The 19237-nt window shown below is 44.6% G+C and carries 15 protein-coding genes and 1 tRNA gene; 15 read left to right on the forward strand and 1 reads right to left on the reverse strand.

Annotated features, from left to right (window positions below):
- Positions 1-18: 18 nt before the first annotated feature.
- Positions 19-1440, reverse strand: coding sequence for a siroheme synthase CysG (gene cysG, locus EXT48_RS01345; protein WP_130163379.1), 1422 nt, complete (start codon positions 1438-1440; stop codon positions 19-21).
- Positions 1441-1841: 401 nt separating this feature from the next.
- Between cysG and deoC the strand changes: the two genes are divergently transcribed.
- The 15 genes from deoC to EXT48_RS01420 all read left to right on the forward strand — a co-directional run.
- Positions 1842-2591 (forward strand): deoxyribose-phosphate aldolase, encoded by a 750-nt coding sequence (gene deoC, locus EXT48_RS01350; protein WP_130163380.1) that lies wholly within the window; start codon positions 1842-1844, stop codon positions 2589-2591.
- A complete protein-coding gene (locus tag EXT48_RS01355) occupies positions 2575-3075 on the forward strand; it encodes a hypothetical protein (protein ID WP_017219218.1) in 501 nt (166 codons plus the stop codon). The genes deoC and EXT48_RS01355 overlap by 17 nt, the downstream gene beginning before the upstream one ends.
- 96 nt (positions 3076-3171) lie before the next feature.
- Positions 3172-3248: transfer RNA gene (locus EXT48_RS01360), tRNA-Trp, on the forward strand.
- A gap of 133 nt (positions 3249-3381) precedes the next feature.
- Entirely contained in the window at positions 3382-3759 is a 378-nt protein-coding gene (gene secE / locus EXT48_RS01365; protein ID WP_010376231.1) for a preprotein translocase subunit SecE, read from the forward strand.
- Between the two features lie 4 nt (positions 3760-3763).
- Positions 3764-4321 carry a transcription termination/antitermination protein NusG gene (gene nusG, locus EXT48_RS01370; RefSeq protein WP_010376230.1) on the forward strand — a complete coding sequence of 186 codons (558 nt, stop codon included), beginning with the start codon at positions 3764-3766 and terminating at the stop codon, positions 4319-4321.
- Positions 4322-4488: 167 nt separating this feature from the next.
- Positions 4489-4917 carry a 50S ribosomal protein L11 gene (gene rplK / locus EXT48_RS01375; protein ID WP_010376229.1) on the forward strand — a complete coding sequence of 143 codons (429 nt, stop codon included), beginning with the start codon at positions 4489-4491 and terminating at the stop codon, positions 4915-4917.
- A gap of 6 nt (positions 4918-4923) precedes the next feature.
- Positions 4924-5628: a 50S ribosomal protein L1 gene (rplA, locus tag EXT48_RS01380; RefSeq protein ID WP_010376228.1), complete on the forward strand. Its 705-nt coding sequence runs from the start codon at positions 4924-4926 to the stop codon at positions 5626-5628.
- A gap of 337 nt (positions 5629-5965) precedes the next feature.
- Entirely contained in the window at positions 5966-6460 is a 495-nt protein-coding gene (gene rplJ, locus EXT48_RS01385; RefSeq protein ID WP_010376227.1) for a 50S ribosomal protein L10, read from the forward strand.
- 71 nt (positions 6461-6531) lie between these two features.
- On the forward strand, positions 6532-6894 hold the full coding sequence (rplL, locus tag EXT48_RS01390) for a 50S ribosomal protein L7/L12 (RefSeq protein ID WP_010376226.1): 363 nt from the start codon (positions 6532-6534) through the stop codon (positions 6892-6894).
- Positions 6895-7244: 350 nt separating this feature from the next.
- The gene (gene rpoB, locus EXT48_RS01395; RefSeq protein ID WP_010607819.1) at positions 7245-11270 is read left to right on the forward strand and encodes a DNA-directed RNA polymerase subunit beta; all 4026 of its coding nucleotides are present in this window, start codon (positions 7245-7247) and stop codon (positions 11268-11270) included.
- A gap of 109 nt (positions 11271-11379) precedes the next feature.
- Entirely contained in the window at positions 11380-15561 is a 4182-nt protein-coding gene (gene rpoC, locus EXT48_RS01400) for a DNA-directed RNA polymerase subunit beta' (protein ID WP_010607820.1), read from the forward strand.
- Between the two features lie 350 nt (positions 15562-15911).
- Complete coding sequence (gene rpsL, locus EXT48_RS01405; protein ID WP_010367657.1) at positions 15912-16286, forward strand: 30S ribosomal protein S12; 375 nt, start codon at positions 15912-15914, stop codon at positions 16284-16286.
- Positions 16287-16387: 101 nt separating this feature from the next.
- Entirely contained in the window at positions 16388-16858 is a 471-nt protein-coding gene (rpsG, locus tag EXT48_RS01410) for a 30S ribosomal protein S7 (RefSeq protein WP_010376219.1), read from the forward strand.
- 27 nt (positions 16859-16885) lie between these two features.
- A complete protein-coding gene (gene fusA, locus EXT48_RS01415) occupies positions 16886-19000 on the forward strand; it encodes an elongation factor G (RefSeq protein WP_010607821.1) in 2115 nt (704 codons plus the stop codon).
- A gap of 57 nt (positions 19001-19057) precedes the next feature.
- The coding region (locus EXT48_RS01420; protein WP_240703331.1) for a GTP-binding protein at positions 19058-19237 on the forward strand (180 nt) is incomplete at its 3' end.

The following is a 19237-nucleotide window of genomic DNA, read 5'->3' on the forward strand; positions in this document are numbered from 1 at the left end:
AACTATCTGTGACTGTTATTACGCGACTTGCGTAATGGGTTGAGCAAAGCTACTGATTTGATTGTTCTTATTAAACCAAGCTAATTGCTCATGTAATGCTGCTACTTCACCAATAATCAATAGTGCTGGCGACTGAATATCATGCGCAGTAATAGTCTGTGCAAGTTGATCTAATTGTGTTCTTACGACACGCTGAGATTTGCGTGTGCCATTCTCAACAATTGCTACAGGTGTACTCGGCGAGCGCCCATGAGTGAGTAATTGCGCCTGAATGTGCGGCGATTTAATCACTCCCATGTATACAGCAAGCGTTTGATTCGCTTTAGCCAAGCCTTCCCAGTCGAGTTCTTGTCCATCTTGCTTACAATGTCCAGTCACAAATTGAATAGCTTGAGCATGATCTCTATGAGTTAATGGAATACCTGCATATGCGCTACATCCAGCTGCAGCAGTAATGCCAGGAACAATTTGGTATTTCACGTTATTTTCGGCCAACACTTGCACTTCTTCGCCACCGCGACCGTAAATAAATGGGTCGCCGCCTTTTATCCTACAAACCTTTTTACCTTGTTTGGCTAAATCAACCAAAATCTCGTTGGTGTGCTCTTGTTTAACGCTATGATTACCGGCTTTTTTGCCCACGCAGATTAAATCAGCGTCACGACGTACAAGATCCATGATTTCGTCTGAAACGAGGTAGTCATATACCACAACATCGGCTTGTTGCATGAGTTGTAATGCTTTAAGCGTCAGCAGCTCCGGGTCACCAGGACCCGCACCGACGACATACACCTCGCCTTCAGGTGAAGGAGTGCTTTCTAGCATGGCTTCAAGTTGAATTTGTGCATTTTCATTGTTACCAGCTTGTACTTCACCTACCACATTTGAATCAAAGACAGATTCCCAAAACTGACGGCGGTCAGCAAAGTGTTTAAAACGCGCTTTTACTTTATGTCTGAATTGACCAACAAGCGTTGCCAGCGGACCAATATGCTGTGGAATAAGGGTTTCTAACTTCTCTCGTAATCGTCTTGCAAGGACGGGCGCAGTTCCAGCACTAGATATGGCAATCGTTATAGGGTTTCTATCCACGATTGAAGGAAAAATAAAATTACACTTTGGTTGGTCATCGACTACGTTAACGAAAAGGTTGCGCGCTTCAGCAAGCTCTGCCACCTCTGCATTTACGGCTTCAATATCCGTTGCTGCAACGACTAACATGGCATTGTCTAGGTCTGATGCATCAAATGGCTTATGCCGAAGTGCAACGCTTGAATCTGCTGCTAGTGATAAAAGCTCAGTGCAAAACTCAGGTGAAACCAAAGTGACTGCTGCATTGGCTTTTAAAAAGGCGCGGCACTTTCTCAGCGCAACCTCACCACCACCTACAATCAATACAGGTTTATTTTCTAGTTTGGTAAAAATTGGCAAGTATTGCACGATAACCTCTGCTAAACATCACGACGGTTGATATCAATATTGATTGATATCGGTAATAGAGCGCAGCATATAGAGTTGCAAATGTGGGAAAAAATAATTTAAACCGACTCAATATAACCAAAAGTTATAAAGAAAGTGGCTAAATATCATTTTCTTTTTATTTCATGTGGTTAGCTTAAGTTTTTGCTGTGATTTGACGATTATAGTGTTTGGTTATGAGATATTCATTTAATGAACAATAGTAAAAACCGTATCCGACAGGTAATTGTATGCGGACATTTGTCCTATTGCTGGTGCTGCTGTATGCATTTAACTAGGGTCTGTTGACCTTTGCTGCAAAAACAAACTTGAAAGATGAACAGGCCCTCGGCTTATTACATAGAACGAAAAGGAACACGGTAATGACTTTACAATCTGATGCTCGGTTGTCGCTGAGTTTAATGGATTTGACCTCTTTGAAAGAGGACGATACGCCGGCAAGTATTCTCGCGTTATTGAATAGCATTAACCCTGATATTGGACTACCAGCGGCTATTTGTGTGTATCCGCAGTTTGTGACGTTAGTAAAAGAAGAGTTGGAAAAGCGTGAGTGGTCGCAGATAAAAGTAGCAACGGTGACCAACTTCCCATCGGGAGAGCAAAAGCTCCAGCAGGTCGTTGCACAAACTCATTTAGCAATCGCTGATGGTGCCGACGAAATTGATCTCGTGCTTCCTTATCAGCAGCTGATGGCGGGTGATCCAGATACACCTTGGCAATATGTGCATTCAAGCAAGCTTGCTTGTCAAGGTAAAGCAAAGCTCAAGGTCATCATCGAAAGTGGCGTATTGGCCAAACCAAAGCTCATTGCGGAGGCCGCGCAGCTTGCCATTATGGCGGGCGCGGACTTTGTTAAAACAAGTACAGGAAAGGTTGCTGTCAATGCTACACCAGAAGCGGCTGAAGTTATCCTTAAGGCAATCAAAAGCAGTGGTAAATCGGTTGGATTTAAAGCGGCCGGTGGAGTAAAGTCAGTAGTAGAAGCGCAGCGATATTTACGATTGGCCGAAGAAATTATGGGGGCCGAGTGGCTCAATGCCAAGAATTTTAGATTCGGCGCTTCAAGCCTATTGAGTGATGTAGCAGTGGTTGTGAATGGACAGAGCGAGTGAAGCAGAAAAGATAAAACTTGAGCATGACGCGGCTAAACTGTTTTTACGCAGTTATGAAAAGCAGTTTGCAGTGCATATGCGCCATATTTGGCACAATGAGCCCAATAAACCGGACGTCAGTTGTTATCAAGGAAAAACACAGCTCGATATAGAAATAGCCCATTTTTATGCCAGTGAGAAAGAAGCGATGGCTGTGCTTGGGCGTCCGCTGTCTCTCTCCACGCAAAGAGAGCTGGCAGCAATGAGTCAAGCCGCTGACTCCGATCAACTGAGTATCGGTTTACAGCGGTTGCTCAATCAAAAAGCCAAAAAACACTATGATTCACAACGCGTTTGGTTGTTAATTCGAAATGCTAGCCCCATTTATCATCTTGACGATTTTAAGCGCTTAAAAGCCACTTGGGAGATCCCTGATTGTCACCCATTTGAACAAGTTTGGGTGCTTTGTGATTTTTATCACGGAGATTTATTGCGTCTTTTCTGAAGACGTCGCAAAACTAAGTTTAGATTAAATGTTACTTTGCATATCTTTTACACTTGTTTTCGTTTGCTTCGTCAGTATAATGGGCATCCACTTTGCAGGGGCGTAGTTCCAATTGGTAGAACAGCGGTCTCCAAAACCGATGGTTGCGGGTTCGAGTCCTGCCGCCCCTGCCAATTCAGCAACAAGTCCACATTTAAAATAACGTGACCCAAAACCACTTAAGTCGCTTATTTGTAAATTTGGATTGAATGGATTTACCCTGTTCTATGCAGGGTTGTTGTGTCTGTATTTAAGGTAAAATTGATTATGAGCACTAATGTTGAAAACTCGTCAAGCTCGATGGACACGGTAAAGTGGCTAGCTGCTATTGCACTTCTAACTGGTGCCGTAGTTGGTAATTATCTATATGCCGATTTATCTGTTTTAGTACGCGCTGTTGGCGTAGTTGCAGCTATCGCTGCGGCTTTGGGCATTTTGGTAACGACTGAAAAAGGCCGTACCTTTATCGCTTTTGCTAAAGAATCACGTATTGAAGTACGTAAAGTTATCTGGCCAACGCGTCAGGAAGCGACTCACACTACTTTCATCGTGATCATTGCAACGGTGATTATGGCATTAATCCTATGGGGATTAGATGGTATACTTTTCCGTGCAGTAGGCTTTTTAACTGGATTGGAGATCTGATCCCATGTCGGATGAGAACAAAGAAAAGAAATTACGTTGGTACGTGATCCAAGCGTTTTCAGGTTTTGAAAAACGCGTAGCACAAACCATTATCGAGCATATTAAAATCGAAGGGTTAGAAGACCTATTCGGTGAGATCCTTGTGCCGACTGAAGAAGTGGTTGAAATGCGTGCAGGTCAGAAACGTAAATCTGAGCGTAAATTCTTCCCTGGCTATGTATTAGTTCAAATGGTAATGGACGATGCGTCTTGGCACTTGGTGAATAGTACACCGCGTGTAATGGGCTTTGTTGGTGGTACGTCAGACCGTCCTGCACCAATCAGTCAAAAAGAAGCGGATCGTATTCTTAACCGTCTGCAAGAAAATGCTGAAGCACCGAAACCTGCTACTTTATTCGAGCCGGGTGAAGTGGTTCGTGTTACAGATGGTCCATTTGCTGACTTCAACGGTGTGGTTGAAGAAGTGGATTACGAAAAGAGTCGCCTGAAAGTATCGGTACTTATTTTCGGTCGTTCAACGCCTGTAGACCTAGAATTTGGTCAGGTTGAGAAAGACAAATAAATTCTAACTTGAAAAAGTTGTCAAAGGCCGCTGATTAATCTATAATCAGCGGCCTTTTTGTTGTACGCAAAAATATGCGGCAAAAAGACTGAATTTTTTAACTGGGAAGCCGTTTGAGTACGCGTCCTCGCGCGCACGAGGCAAAGACCCACAATTGAGGTATTATCATGGCTAAGAAAGTTGAAGCTCTAATCAAGCTACAAGTTGCTGCTGGTATGGCTAACCCTAGTCCTCCAGTAGGTCCTGCACTAGGTCAACACGGTGTAAACATCATGGAATTCTGTAAAGCGTTCAACGCACGTACAGAGTCTATCGAAAAAGGCGCACCTGTTCCTGTTGTTATTTCTGTTTACAGTGACCGTTCTTTCACTTTTGAAATGAAGACTCCACCTGCGGCATACCTTCTTAAGAAGGCTGCTGGTATCAAGTCTGGTTCTGGTCGTCCTAACACTGAAAAAGTTGGTACAGTTACTCGTGCTCAACTTGAAGAGATCGTTGAGACGAAACGTCCAGATCTTACTGCTGCTGATATGGACGCAGCTGTACGCACGATTGCAGGTTCTGCACGTGCAATGGGCTTGAACGTAGAGGAGTAATTGAGAATGGCTAAATTAACTAAGCGTATGCGTACTATCCGCGAGAAAGTGGATGCGACTAAAGAGTACGAAATCAACGAAGCTGTTGCTCTTCTAAAAGAACTTGCTACTGCTAAGTTCGTTGAAAGTGTTGACGTTGCTGTAAACCTAGGTATCGATGCTCGTAAATCTGACCAAAACGTACGTGGTGCAACTGTACTACCTCACGGTACTGGTCGTGATGTACGCGTAGCGGTATTCACTCAAGGTGCAAATGCTGAAGCTGCTAAAGAAGCTGGTGCTGATTTAGTAGGTATGGAAGACCTTGCAGAGCAAGTTAAGAAAGGCGAAATGAACTTTGACGTTGTTGTTGCTTCTCCAGATGCAATGCGCGTTGTTGGTCAACTAGGTCAAATCCTAGGTCCACGTGGTCTTATGCCTAACCCTAAGACAGGTACTGTAACGCCTAACGTTGCAGAAGCTGTTAAGAACGCTAAAGCTGGTCAGGTTCGTTACCGTAACGATAAGAACGGTATCATCCACACTACTATCGGTAAAGTAGACTTTGACGCTAACCAACTTCAAGAAAACCTTGAAGCGCTAATCATCGCGCTTAAGAAGGCTAAGCCTTCTACTGCAAAAGGTACTTTCGTGAAGAAAGTAAGCATCTCTACTACGATGGGTGCTGGTGTTGCTTTAGACCAAGCTACTCTAAATACTCAAGTAGTATAATTTAGAGTTTAGCGTTTACATGGCGTAAAAATTAGACTATAATTTTGCGCCATTTTGTAGAGAAGTGTACTTCTTTACAAAGCAAAGAATTCGGGTTGAAGCGCATAATTTCGAAAATTGTTTCCATCATGGTCTACAATGAATCGATAAATTGCGCTTCCGTCCAAGACCGTAGGTGGCTTCGGCCTTAATCGTCCTACGTAGACGGTGTGAATCCCAGCTAGATTTTCCTAATCTTCTGGCTCTCGCCGTAAAAAGCATCTCTGCTAAAGTTTTTAGCAGGGTAGAGTAGAACTGAAAAACATGTTTGTTTTTCTATAAACCAGGAGTAACACCCATGGCTTTAAATCTTCAAGACAAAAAAGCAATTGTTGCTGAAGTCAACGAAGCTGCCAAAGGTGCTCTTTCAGCAGTTGTTGCTGATTCTCGTGGTGTAACAGTAGGTGCAATCACTGCTCTTCGTAAAGAAGCTCGTGAAGCTGGTGTATGGATGAAAGTTGTTCGTAACACCCTAGCTAGACGTGCGGTTGAAGGCACTGATTACGAATGCCTTAATGAATCACTAGTTGGTCCAAGCCTAATCGCTTTCTCTTCAGAGCACCCTGGTGCTGCTGCGCGTATCTTTGCAGATTTCGCGAAAAAGAACGAAGCATTTGAGCTTAAAACTGCTGCATTCGAAGGCAAAATCGTTGACGTAGATATGCTTGCTAAGCTACCTACTTACGACGAAGCTGTTGCACGCTTAATGAGCGCTATGAAAGAAGCGTCTGCTGGCAAATTGTGTAAAACAATTGAAGCGGTACGTGTACAGAAAGCTGAGCAAGCTGCTTAATTTAAGCAACGCTCCTTTCTTTAATAAATTTTTTGAACCGCATGGGTTCGTAAATAATTAGGAAATTTGAAATGTCTGTAACTAAAGACCAAATCCTTGACGCTATTGCTGAAATGTCAGTAATGGAAGTTGTTGAACTAGTTGAAGCTATGGAAGAGAAGTTCGGTGTAACTGCAGCTGCTGCTGTTGTTGCTGCTGGTCCTGCTGAAGCTGCTGAAGAAAAGACTGAGTTCGACGTAATCCTAGCTGCTGCTGGCGGTAACAAAGTTGCTGCAATCAAAGCGGTACGTGGCGCAACAGGTCTAGGCCTTAAAGAAGCTAAAGCTCTAGTTGAGTCTGCTCCTGCACCTATCAAAGAAGGTGTATCTAAGGAAGAAGCTGAAGCTCTTAAGAAAGATCTTGAAGAAGCTGGTGCTCAAGTTGAGATCAAGTAATCTAGCTCCCGCTAGGTTCGCTGCCTGAGAAATCAGGCAAGGGCTGGTGATTATTTAATCACCGGCCCTTTTGCGCTATAGAGATATGCATTTCTATCGTGCATAAATCTTCGAATTTCACTGTAATTTTCAATAACTTAGAAGTTTTTGTTGAAAATCGCAATGGCATTTGAAGTAACACTAATTTGATGACATTAACGATTTGAATATAGCCTGAATTGTGCTCATTTAAGCCGTTAGTTAAGCAAGTTAGTGTGACAATTTAGATGTTGTTATCATGGCTTAGATGCCAGTGAAGTCTGTTCAATTTTGGACAGGTTGGGTCAAAGATCAGCAAGCTGAGGAACCCCATGGCTTACTCTTATTCTGAAAAGAAACGTATCCGTAAGGATTTTGGTAAACGTCCACAGGTTTTGGACATACCTTTCCTACTGCAAATGCAGTTGGAATCGTTCGATAAGTTCATTGCGCCTGATGCCGATGGCGATACTGGATTGGAAGCTGCTTTCCGTTCTGTATTCCCTATCAAGAGCTACTCGGGCAACTCTGAACTTCAATACGTCAGTTATCGTATTGGCGAGCCAGTATTTGACGTTAAAGAATGTCAAATTCGCGGTGTGACATATTCTGCTCCACTTCGCGTTAAACTACGTCTTGTGCTAATGGACAAAGATGCACCTGGCACAGTCAAAGACATAAAAGAGCAAGAAGTTTACATGGGCGAAATCCCGCTCATGACAGACACCGGTACTTTTGTAATCAATGGTACTGAGCGTGTTATCGTTTCTCAGCTACACCGTTCACCTGGTGTATTCTTTGATAACGACCGTGGTAAATCACACTCATCTGGTAAAGTGTTATATAACGCACGTGTGATCCCTTACCGTGGTTCATGGCTTGACTTTGAATTCGACGTTAAAGATAACCTTTACGTTCGTATTGACCGTCGCCGTAAACTACCAGCATCTATCATCTTACGTGCACTAGAGTTCACTTCAGAAGAAATCTTGGCACTATTCTTTGAAACGACAAGTTTCGAAGTAAAAGATGGCAAAGTGTTGATGGAACTTGTGCCTTCACGCCTACGTGGTGAAACCGCTGCATTTGATATTAAAGATGCAAACGGTGACGTATTGGTTGAAAAAGGCCGTCGTATTACTGCACGCCACATTAAGAGCATCGAAAAGCAAGGCATCGACACTCTTGAAGTACCGCATGAGTACATCATCGGTCGTGTTGTTGCTAAAAACTATATCGACGAATCAACAGGCGAAGTGATTGCAGAAGCGAACACTGAACTATCACTAGAGCTTATGGCTGAATTGGTGAAAGCGGGTCACTCAAAGATCGATACGCTTTACATCAACGAAGTAGACAGCGGTGCGTACATGTCAGAGACATTACGTGTTGATTCTACTAACAATCGCCTAGAAGCATTGGTAGAAATCTATCGCATGATGCGCCCTGGTGAGCCACCAACAAAAGAAGCTGCAGAAGCGTTATTTGATAACCTATTCTTCTCTGAAGAGCGCTACGACCTTTCAACGGTTGGTCGTATGAAGTTCAATAGCCGTGTTGGTTATGATTCAGACGAAGGTGACGGTACGTTATCTAAAGAAGATATCGTGAGCGTGATGAAGGTATTGATCGACATCCGTAACGGTAAAGGCGATGTTGATGACATCGACCACTTAGGTAACCGTCGTATCCGTTCTGTAGGTGAAATGGCTGAAAACCAATTCCGTGTCGGCCTTGTACGTGTTGAGCGTGCAGTACGTGAGCGTCTAAGTCTTGGTGACCTAGATAACGTTATGCCACAGGATTTGATCAACGCTAAGCCAATCTCTGCAGCAGTAAAAGAATTCTTTGGTTCTTCACAGCTTTCACAGTTTATGGACCAGAACAACCCGCTTTCAGAAGTAACGCACAAGCGTCGTATTTCTGCATTAGGTCCGGGTGGTCTAACTCGTGAGCGTGCTGGCTTCGAAGTACGTGACGTACACGTAACGCACTACGGTCGTGTTTGTCCTATCGAAACGCCTGAAGGTCCAAACATCGGTCTAATCAACTCGCTATCTACTTACGCGCGTACAAACGACTATGGTTTCTTAGAGACTCCATACCGCAAAGTAGTAGACGGTATCGTTACTGACGATGTTGATTACCTATCAGCAATTGAAGAAGGTCAGTTCGTTATCGCACAGGCGAATACAACGCTAACTGATGATAACCAATTTGCTGAAGAATTGATTCCATGTCGTTTTAAAGGTGAATCAACCTTTATGCCAAGCGACAGCATCCAGTATATGGACGTATCTCCACAGCAGGTAATCTCTGTGGCGGCAGCGCTTATCCCATTCCTAGAACACGATGACGCGAACCGCGCATTGATGGGATCGAACATGCAACGTCAAGCTGTACCTACACTACGTGCTGATAAGCCGTTAGTTGGTACTGGTATTGAGCGTACACTAGCGAAAGACTCTGGTGTAACAATCGTTGCTAAGCGTGGCGGTATCGTTAAGTATGCTGATGCAAGCCGTATTGTTGTTAACGTTAATGAAGATGAGCGCATCCAAGGTGAAGCGGGCATCGACATCTATAACTTAACTAAGTACACACGTTCAAACCAAAACACTTGTATCAACCAGAAACCAACTTGTATGGTTGGTGAGCCGGTGGTACGTGGTGACGTGCTTGCTGATGGTCCTTCAACAGACCTAGGTGACTTAGCACTTGGTCAGAACCTACGCGTAGCGTTCATGCCTTGGAATGGTTACAACTTCGAGGATTCAATCCTACTTTCAGAGAATGTTGTAAAAGAAGATCGTCTAACGACTATCCACATTCAAGAGCTTCAGTGTATTGCTCGTGATACTAAGCTTGGTCCAGAAGAAATCACTGCGGATATTCCAAACGTTGGTGAGTCTGCACTAGGTAAGCTTGACGAATCAGGCGTTGTATATATCGGTGCTGAAGTGAAAGGCGGCGACATCCTTGTAGGTAAAGTAACGCCTAAAGGTGAAACGCAGCTAACACCTGAAGAAAAGCTACTACGCGCTATCTTCGGTGAAAAAGCGTCTGACGTTAAAGACAGCTCACTACGTGTACCAAACTCTGTATCTGGTACGGTTATCGACGTACAAGTGTTTACGCGTGACGGTGTTGAAAAAGACAAACGTGCACTTGAAGTTGAAGATATGCAGCTTCGCGAAGCGAAGAAAGACTTCAACGAAGAGTTCAGAATCCTTGAAGGCGGTATCCTGACTCACGCTCGTAACCTACTGATTAAATCAGGTATGAGTGAAGAGCAGCTTGCTGGCTTTAACACTGAGAAGCTACTAACACAAAGCCTTGCTGATGAAGAGCATCAAGCAGAGCTTGAGCAACTAGCTGCACAGTATGACGAGCTTAAAGCTGACTACGATAAGCGTTTCGAAAACAAGCGTCGTAAGATCACTCAAGGTGATGACCTAGCACCTGGCGTACTTAAGATTGTTAAAGTATACCTAGCTGTTAAACGTCGTATCCAACCTGGTGATAAGATGGCGGGTCGTCACGGTAACAAGGGTGTAATCTCAACTATCGTTCCTGTTGAAGACATGCCTTACGATGATAAAGGTCGTACTGTAGATATCGTACTTAACCCGCTGGGTGTACCATCACGTATGAACATCGGTCAGATCCTAGAAACTCACATGGGTCTAGCTGCTCGTGGTATCGGTGAACGTCTTGAAGAAATGATGAAAGAGCAACGTGAAATTCACGAGCTACGCGAATTCATCAAGAAAGCTTACGAAATCGGTGACTGCCGTCAGAAAGTAGATATTGCTAACTTCTCTGATGATGAAATCCGTCGCTTGGCAGATAACCTTAAAGGTGGTCTTCCAATCGCAACACCAGCATTTGATGGTGCACGTGAAGCTGAAATCAAAGACATGCTAGAGCTTGGTGGTTATCCAAGAAGTGGTCAGGTAACGTTATATGATGGTCGTACTGGTGATGCATTTGAGCGTCAAGTGACAGTAGGCTACATGTACATGCTGAAACTGAACCACCTTGTTGATGACAAGATGCACGCGCGTTCAACAGGTTCTTACAGCCTAGTTACTCAGCAGCCGCTGGGTGGTAAGGCACAGTTCGGTGGTCAGCGTTTCGGTGAGATGGAGGTATGGGCACTAGAAGCATACGGTGCTGCCTACACGCTACAAGAAATGTTGACAGTGAAGTCGGATGACGTTAACGGTCGTACTAAGATGTATAAGAACATCGTAGACGGTAACCACAAGATGGAACCGGGTATGCCTGAGTCGTTCAACGTACTGTTGAAAGAAATCCGCTCGCTAGGTATCAACATCGAGTTGGAAGAAATTTAATCCGACCGCCGCAGTGCGCTGCGGCGTTGCATAACTGCAACCGGACTGAAAAGAATGTAGGGGCAAGCATGGCTTGCCCTCAAGATTAACCTCCGACAGGAGAGCTAAGGTGAAAGACTTACTTAAGTTTCTGAAGCAACAAAATAAGACCGAAGAATTCGATGCAATTCGCATTGGTCTTGCTTCGCCAGACATGGTGCGTTCATGGTCTTACGGTGAAGTAAAGAAACCTGAGACAATCAACTACCGTACTTTCAAGCCTGAGCGTGATGGCTTATTCTGTGCCCGTATCTTCGGCCCAGTAAAAGATTACGAGTGTTTGTGTGGTAAATACAAGCGCTTGAAGCACCGTGGTGTTATCTGTGAAAAGTGTGGCGTTGAAGTAACGCTAACAAAAGTACGTCGTGACCGTATGGGTCACATCGAGCTGGCTAGCCCAGTTGCGCATATTTGGTTCTTGAAATCACTTCCGTCACGTATCGGCCTAATGCTAGATATGACGCTTCGTGATATCGAGCGCGTACTTTATTTCGAATCATTCGTGGTAACTGAGCCAGGTATGACTACGCTAGAGCGCGGTCAACTACTAGGTGAAGAAGAATACCTAGATGCACTTGAAGAGCACGGTGATGAGTTTGAAGCGAAGATGGGTGCAGAAGCTGTACTTGATCTACTTCGTGACCTAGACCTTGGTCAGTTAATCGCTGAAATGCGTGAAGAGTTGCCAACAATCAACTCTGAAACTAAGCGTAAGAAAATCACTAAGCGTCTTAAACTAATGGAAGCGTTCCACCAATCAGGTAACAACCCTGAGTGGATGGTAATGAGCGTGCTACCGGTTCTTCCACCAGATCTACGTCCTCTAGTACCACTAGACGGCGGTCGTTTTGCGACTTCAGATCTGAACGACCTTTACCGTCGTGTGATCAACCGTAACAACCGTTTGAAGCGTCTTCTAGACCTAGCTGCACCAGACATCATCGTACGTAACGAAAAGCGTATGCTTCAAGAAGCGGTTGATGCGCTACTTGATAATGGTCGTCGTGGCCGTGCAATTACAGGTTCTAACAAGCGTCCACTGAAGTCGCTTGCTGACATGATCAAAGGTAAGCAAGGTCGTTTCCGTCAAAACCTTCTAGGTAAGCGTGTTGACTACTCAGGCCGTTCTGTTATCACCGTTGGTCCTACACTGAAACTACATCAGTGTGGCCTACCTAAGAAGATGGCACTTGAGCTATTCAAGCCATTTATCTACGGTAAACTAGAGCGCCGTGGTATGGCGACAACCATCAAAGCTGCGAAGAAGATGGTTGAGCGTGAAGTACCAGAGGTTTGGGACGTACTAGACGAAGTTATCCGTGAGCACCCGGTTTTACTTAACCGTGCGCCAACACTTCACCGTCTAGGTATCCAAGCATTCGAACCTGTACTTATCGAAGGTAAAGCGATCCACCTGCACCCGCTAGTGTGTGCGGCGTATAACGCTGACTTCGATGGTGACCAAATGGCTGTTCACGTACCACTGACGCTTGAAGCGCAGTTGGAAGCGCGTGCATTGATGATGTCTACCAACAACATCCTAGCACCAGCTAACGGTGAACCAATCATCGTTCCTTCACAGGACGTTGTACTAGGTCTTTACTACATGACTCGCGATCGCATCAACGGTAAAGGTGAAGGTTTAGTATTTAAAGATGCTAAAGAAGCTGAAAAAGCATACCGTGTAGGTGCTGCTGAGCTTCACGCTCGTGTTAAAGTGCGTATCACAGAAGTGACTATCGACGAAGAAACACGTGAGCGCGGCACTTTAACTCACCTAGTAGATACGACAGTAGGTCGTGCAATCCTTTCATTGAATATCCCTGAAGGCTTGCCGTTTGAACTGATCAACAAACCACTAGGTAAGAAACAAATTTCTGGTCTTCTTAACGAGTGTTACCGTCGTCTAGGTCTTAAAGATACTGTTATCTTTGCTGACCAAGTGATGTATACCGGTTTCCACTACGCGATGAAGTCAGGTGTTTCTATCGGTATCAATGACATGGTAATCCCACCAACTAAAGGTGAGATCATCGATCGTGCGGAAGCTGAAGTTGCAGAAATCAACCAACAGTTCCAATCAGGTCTTGTAACTGCCGGTGAGAAATACAACAAAGTTATCGATATCTGGTCACGTGTAAACGAAAACCTTTCTCGCGAGATGATGGCTAACCTTTCAAAAGAAACGGTTATCAACGCTGAAGGTAACGAAGAAGAGCAACCGTCATTTAACTCAGTGTTTATGATGGCAGACTCAGGCGCTCGTGGTAGTGCAGCTCAGATCCGTCAGCTAGCGGGTATGCGTGGTCTAATGGCACGTCCAGATGGTTCAATCATCGAAACGCCGATTACAGCGAACTTCCGTGAAGGTCTAAACGTACTACAGTACTTTATCTCGACGCACGGTGCGCGTAAGGGTCTAGCGGATACGGCACTTAAGACAGCGAACTCGGGTTACCTAACTCGTCGTCTAGTAGACGTAGCACAAGATTTGGTTATCAATGAATCAGACTGTGGTACCGAAGAAGGTCTAGTAATGAAGCCGCTAATTGAAGGTGGTGACGTTGTAGAGCCGCTTCGTGAGCGCGTACTAGGTCGTGTTGTTGCTGAAGACGTGGTTAAGCCTGGTACAACAGAAGTACTGGTTGAACGTAACGTAATGATTGACGAAAAACTGTGTGACCTTCTAGAAGAGCACTCAGTAGACGAAGTTAAAGTACGTTCTGTAATCACCTGTCAAAACGACTTTGGTGTGTGTGCACACTGTTATGGTCGTGACTTGGCACGTGGCCACATCATCAACCCTGGTGAAGCAGTTGGTGTAATCGCGGCACAGTCAATCGGTGAGCCGGGTACACAGCTTACGATGCGTACATTCCACATCGGTGGTGCGGCATCACGAGCTTCTGCAGAGAACAGTGTTCAAGTTAAGAACAATGGTAATCTGAAACTTCACAATGCGAAGTTTGTAATCAATGCTGATGGCAAAATCGTTATCACGTCTCGTTCAACTGAGATCACGATAATCGATGAACACGGTCGTGAGAAAGAGCGTTATAAAGTTCCTTACGGTGCAGTATTAACTGTACAAGATGGTGCTGACGTTAAAGGTAACGATATCGTTGCTACTTGGGACCCGCATAGCCACCCAATCATCATTGAACATGAGTCAAAAGTATCGTTCAGCGATATCGATGATTCAAACACTGAAGCACAGACTGATGAATTAACTGGTCTAACACGTGTGGTTGTTAAGGATCTTGCGAAAGTAAACGCGAAAGAGCCTAAACTAATCATTGAGAACGAAGAACGTGGTCTTCAAGAGATCCGTCTACCTTCATTCACAACGATTGAAATCACAGATGGTGCAACAGTACTACCTGGTTCGGTACTGGCTCGTATTCCACAAGAAGGTTCGAAGACTCGTGACATCACGGGTGGTCTACCTCGAGTTGCTGACCTATTCGAAGCGCGTAAGCCAAAAGATCCTGCAATCCTTGCAGAAATCACAGGTACCGTTAGCTTCGGTAAAGAGACTAAAGGTAAGAAACGTCTTGTGATCACACCGGAAGAGGGTGATGCATACGAAGAGATGATCCCGAAATGGCGTCAGCTTAACGTGTTCGAAGGTGAGCAAGTGGCTAAAGGTGAAGTAATCGCCGATGGTCCAGAGTCTCCGCACGACATCCTACGTCTACGTGGTGTTACTGATGTATCTAACTACATCACTAACGAAGTACAAGAAGTATACCGTCTACAGGGCGTAAAGATTAACGATAAACACATTGAGACTATCGTTCGTCAGATGCTTCGTAAGTGTATCATCCTTGATGGTGGTGACAGTGAATTCCTAGTAGGCGAGCAAGCTGAAGTTGCACGTGTAAACATCGCTAACCGTGAACTAGAAATGCAAGGTAAGATCCCAGCTAAGTTTGAAATCCAACTAATGGGTATTACTAAAGCGTCACTTGCGACTGAATCGTTTATTTCTGCGGCATCGTTCCAGGAAACAACACGTGTTCTAACCGAAGCTGCGGTTAACGGTAAGAGCGATGAGCTACGTGGTCTGAAAGAAAACGTAATCGTGGGTCGTTTGATCCCAGCGGGTACAGGTTTCGCATACCATGAAGAGCGCATCAACCGTCGTAAGCAAGGTGAAGCAGCTGTTGAAGAGCAAACAGTAAGTGCTGAAGAGGCAACTCAAGCGCTAACAGACGCACTAAACGCTGATTTACTAGGTGGCAACGAGTAATCCTCGCCATTTAGCGAATTAATTGAAAAACCGCTGTGTGAATACAGCGGTTTTTTTATGCCTTTTCAACTCGCAGGTCGAATTGCCATCAAAGCGTCACATCAATATGTATACTGCAACAAAGGTTTTTCAATGCAATCGCTAACTTTTGTTAACTTTCAATAGCTTCGCAGACAAAACCATCCGAATTGCATACATTTACTTAGCGCTGATGACGACTTTTGGTTGACAGGTTAAACTTTGGTCATTAAAATTCGGCCACCCATTTTAGTCGTTCAAGAAAATTGGATTTGACCTAAATGGTAAGATTTTATTTTTCAGTAGTAATTTATTAATTCAGGAGCTATTTAATGGCAACTATTAACCAGCTAGTGCGTAAGCCACGTCGTAGCAAGGTTACAAAGAGCAACTCTGCTGCTCTTAAAGCTTGTCCACAAAAGCGTGGTGTATGTACTCGTGTATATACAACAACACCTAAGAAACCAAACTCTGCATTACGTAAAGTAGCGCGTGTACGTTTAACTAACGGTTTCGAAGTAACTTCATACATTGGTGGTGAAGGTCACAACCTACAAGAGCACAGTGTAATCCTAATCCGTGGTGGTCGTGTTAAAGACTTACCAGGTGTGCGTTTCCACACTGTTCGTGGTGCACTTGACTGTGCAGGCGTAAACGACCGTAGACAGGCTCGTTCTAAGTACGGTGCAAAACGTCCTAAGGGCTAATGGTTCTCCGTTAGTAAGGCCAAGCACTTAAGTTTTAAATTTTTATATATTGTTTTGGGAATCCGTGTTTAGCACGGACCTGAAGATACCGGAGAAAGAAAATGCCTAGAAGACGCGTAATAGGTCAACGTAAAATTCTTCCAGATCCGAAGTTCGGATCAGAGCTTCTTGCTAAATTCGTTAACGTAGTAATGCTTGACGGCAAGAAATCTACTGCTGAAAAAATCGTATATGGTGCGCTAGACGTGGCTGCTGAAAAATCAGGCAAGTCGCACCTAGAAATCTTTGAATCTGCACTTGATAACGTTCGCCCACAGGTAGAGGTTAAATCTCGCCGTGTTGGTGGTTCAACGTACCAAGTACCAGTTGAAGTACGTCCAGTGCGTCGTAACGCACTAGGTATGCGTTGGTTGGTTGAAGCTGCACGTAAGCGTGGCGAAAAATCAATGGGTCTTCGTCTTGCTCAAGAGATGATCGACGCTGCTGAAAACAAAGGCACTGCGGTTAAGAAACGTGAAGACGTTCACCGTATGGCTGAAGCGAACAAAGCATTCGCTCACTACCGTTGGTAATCTGCTAACACCCTTTAAGAGGATATTATGGCACGGACAACTCCGATTGAGCGCTACCGTAACATTGGTATATGTGCTCACGTAGATGCGGGTAAAACAACTACGACCGAGCGCGTACTTTTCTATACTGGTCTTTCTCATAAGATTGGTGAGGTACACGACGGTGCCGCAACTATGGACTGGATGGAGCAGGAGCAAGAGCGTGGTATCACGATCACTTCTGCTGCAACGACGTGTTTCTGGAAAGGGATGGATGCTCAGTTTGATGAGCATCGTGTAAACATCATCGATACTCCAGGACATGTAGATTTTACTATCGAAGTAGAGCGTTCATTGCGCGTACTTGATGGTGCTGTTGTTGTGTTATGTGCTTCATCAGGTGTGCAACCGCAAACTGAGACCGTTTGGCGTCAGGCAAACAAATACGAAGTACCACGTATGATTTTCGTCAATAAGATGGATCGTACGGGAGCAAACTTCTTGTCTGTTGTTGAACAAGTTAAAAAACGTCTCGGTGCTACACCTGTGCCTATTCAGCTACCAATTGGTGCTGAAGATGAATTTAAAGGTGTTATTGACCTTATCAAGATGAAAGCGATTAACTGGAATGAAGAAGACCAGGGGATGACTTTCAACTATGAAGAGGTCCCTGCAGATCTTCTTGAGCTTGCTGAAGAATGGCGTTCTCATCTAATTGAGAGCGCTGCAGAAGCTTCTGAAGAGCTAATGGAAAAATATCTTGAAGATGGTGAGTTGAGCGAAGAAGAGATTAAATCAGCCCTTCGCCAACGCACATTGGCCAATGAAATTGTGCCAATGACGACAGGTAGTGCATTCAAGAACAAAGGTGTTCAGGCTGTGCTTGACGCTGTGATTGAATTCATGCCTTCGCCTACTGAAGTAAAAGCTATCCAAGGTGTCTTAGAAGACGAAACCGAAGATACGCGTGAAGCTGACGATAATGCACCGTTTGCGGCGCTTGCATTTAAGATCGCAACCGATCCATTCGTTGGCACACTTACTTTCTTCCGAGTTTACTCTGGTAAAGTTAGCCAAGGTGATTCGGTACTAAATCCTGTTAAAGGTAAAAAAGAGCGTTTTGGACGTATAGTTCAAATGCACTCAAACTCGCGTGAAGAGATTAAAGAAGTTCATGCGGGTGACATCGCGGCTGCTATCGGCCTAAAAGATGTGACTACTGGTGATACACTTTGTGCTCAAGATGCCCCAATTACGTTAGAACGTATGGAGTTCCCTGAGCCTGTAATCTCGGTCGCAGTAGAACCTAAAACAGTAGCTGACCAAGAAAAAATGGGCGTTGCGCTTGGTAAACTTGCAGCAGAAGATCCTTCATTCCGTGTAGAAACGGACGAAGAATCAGGTCAGACGATTATCTCTGGTATGGGTGAACTTCACTTAGATATCATTGTTGATCGTATGAAGCGTGAGTTTAACGTTGTGTGTAACGTTGGTAAGCCTCAGGTTGCATACCGCGAAACTATCCGAGCTTCTGTTGAAGCTGAAGGTAAGTTTGTGCGTCAATCTGGTGGTCGTGGTCAATATGGTCACGTTTGGTTGAAGCTAGAACCAATGGATGTCTCTGATGATGATGCGCCAATATACGAATTCGTTAACGAAATCGTAGGAGGTACAGTACCAAAAGAGTATATCCCAGCGGTTGATAAAGGTATTCAAGAGCAGATGAAGCAAGGTGTTCTTGCTGGTTATCCGCTATTGGGTGTTAAAGCTACCCTGTTTGATGGCTCGTTCCACGATGTTGACTCAAACGAGATGGCGTTTAAGATCGCAGGTTCGATGGGCTTTAGAAAGGGCGCGCTTGAAGCAAGTCCGGTTCTACTTGAGCCTGTCATGAAAGTAGAAGTAATCACCCCTGAAGAAAACATGGGTGATGTAGTAGGCGACTTAAACCGTCGTCGTGGCATAATTGAAGGCATGGAAGAAGCTTTTGGTGGCTCGAAGCAAATTAATGCTCAGGTACCGCTTTCTGAAATGTTTGGTTATGCAACAGACTTACGCTCCGCTACACAAGGGCGCGCATCATACTCTATGGAATTCCTAAAGTATGCTGAAGCGGCTAAAAACGTAGCTGATGCAATAATTGCAGCTCGCGCTGTTAAGTAATTTTAGTTCGGTCCGGTCTTAGGGCTGGACTTTAATTTCTTTATAGGAAATTTGAAAATGGCAAAAGAAAAGTTTGAACGCGTAAAACCGCACGTAAACGTTGGTACTATCGGCCACGTTGACCACGGTAAAACTACACTAACTGCAGCAATCACTAACGTACTTGCAAAAGTATACGGTGGTACAGCAAAAGACTTCGCATCAATCGATAACGCTCCAGAAGAGCGTGAGCGTGGT

The organism is Pseudoalteromonas sp. CO348 (assembly GCF_004208845.1).
GTDB lineage: Bacteria > Pseudomonadota > Gammaproteobacteria > Enterobacterales > Alteromonadaceae > Pseudoalteromonas > Pseudoalteromonas maricaloris.

Coding starts and splice junctions, on each gene's coding strand:
- deoC (WP_130163380.1), top strand. CDS start 1,842: ATGACTTTACAATCTGATGCTCGGTTGTCGCTGAGTTTAATGGATTTG.
- EXT48_RS01355 (WP_017219218.1), top strand. CDS start 2,575: ATGGACAGAGCGAGTGAAGCAGAAAAGATAAAACTTGAGCATGACGCG.
- secE (WP_010376231.1), top strand. CDS start 3,382: ATGAGCACTAATGTTGAAAACTCGTCAAGCTCGATGGACACGGTAAAG.
- nusG (WP_010376230.1), top strand. CDS start 3,764: ATGTCGGATGAGAACAAAGAAAAGAAATTACGTTGGTACGTGATCCAA.
- rplK (WP_010376229.1), top strand. CDS start 4,489: ATGGCTAAGAAAGTTGAAGCTCTAATCAAGCTACAAGTTGCTGCTGGT.
- rplA (WP_010376228.1), top strand. CDS start 4,924: ATGGCTAAATTAACTAAGCGTATGCGTACTATCCGCGAGAAAGTGGAT.
- rplJ (WP_010376227.1), top strand. CDS start 5,966: ATGGCTTTAAATCTTCAAGACAAAAAAGCAATTGTTGCTGAAGTCAAC.
- rplL (WP_010376226.1), top strand. CDS start 6,532: ATGTCTGTAACTAAAGACCAAATCCTTGACGCTATTGCTGAAATGTCA.
- rpoB (WP_010607819.1), top strand. CDS start 7,245: ATGGCTTACTCTTATTCTGAAAAGAAACGTATCCGTAAGGATTTTGGT.
- rpsL (WP_010367657.1), top strand. CDS start 15,912: ATGGCAACTATTAACCAGCTAGTGCGTAAGCCACGTCGTAGCAAGGTT.
- rpsG (WP_010376219.1), top strand. CDS start 16,388: ATGCCTAGAAGACGCGTAATAGGTCAACGTAAAATTCTTCCAGATCCG.
- fusA (WP_010607821.1), top strand. CDS start 16,886: ATGGCACGGACAACTCCGATTGAGCGCTACCGTAACATTGGTATATGT.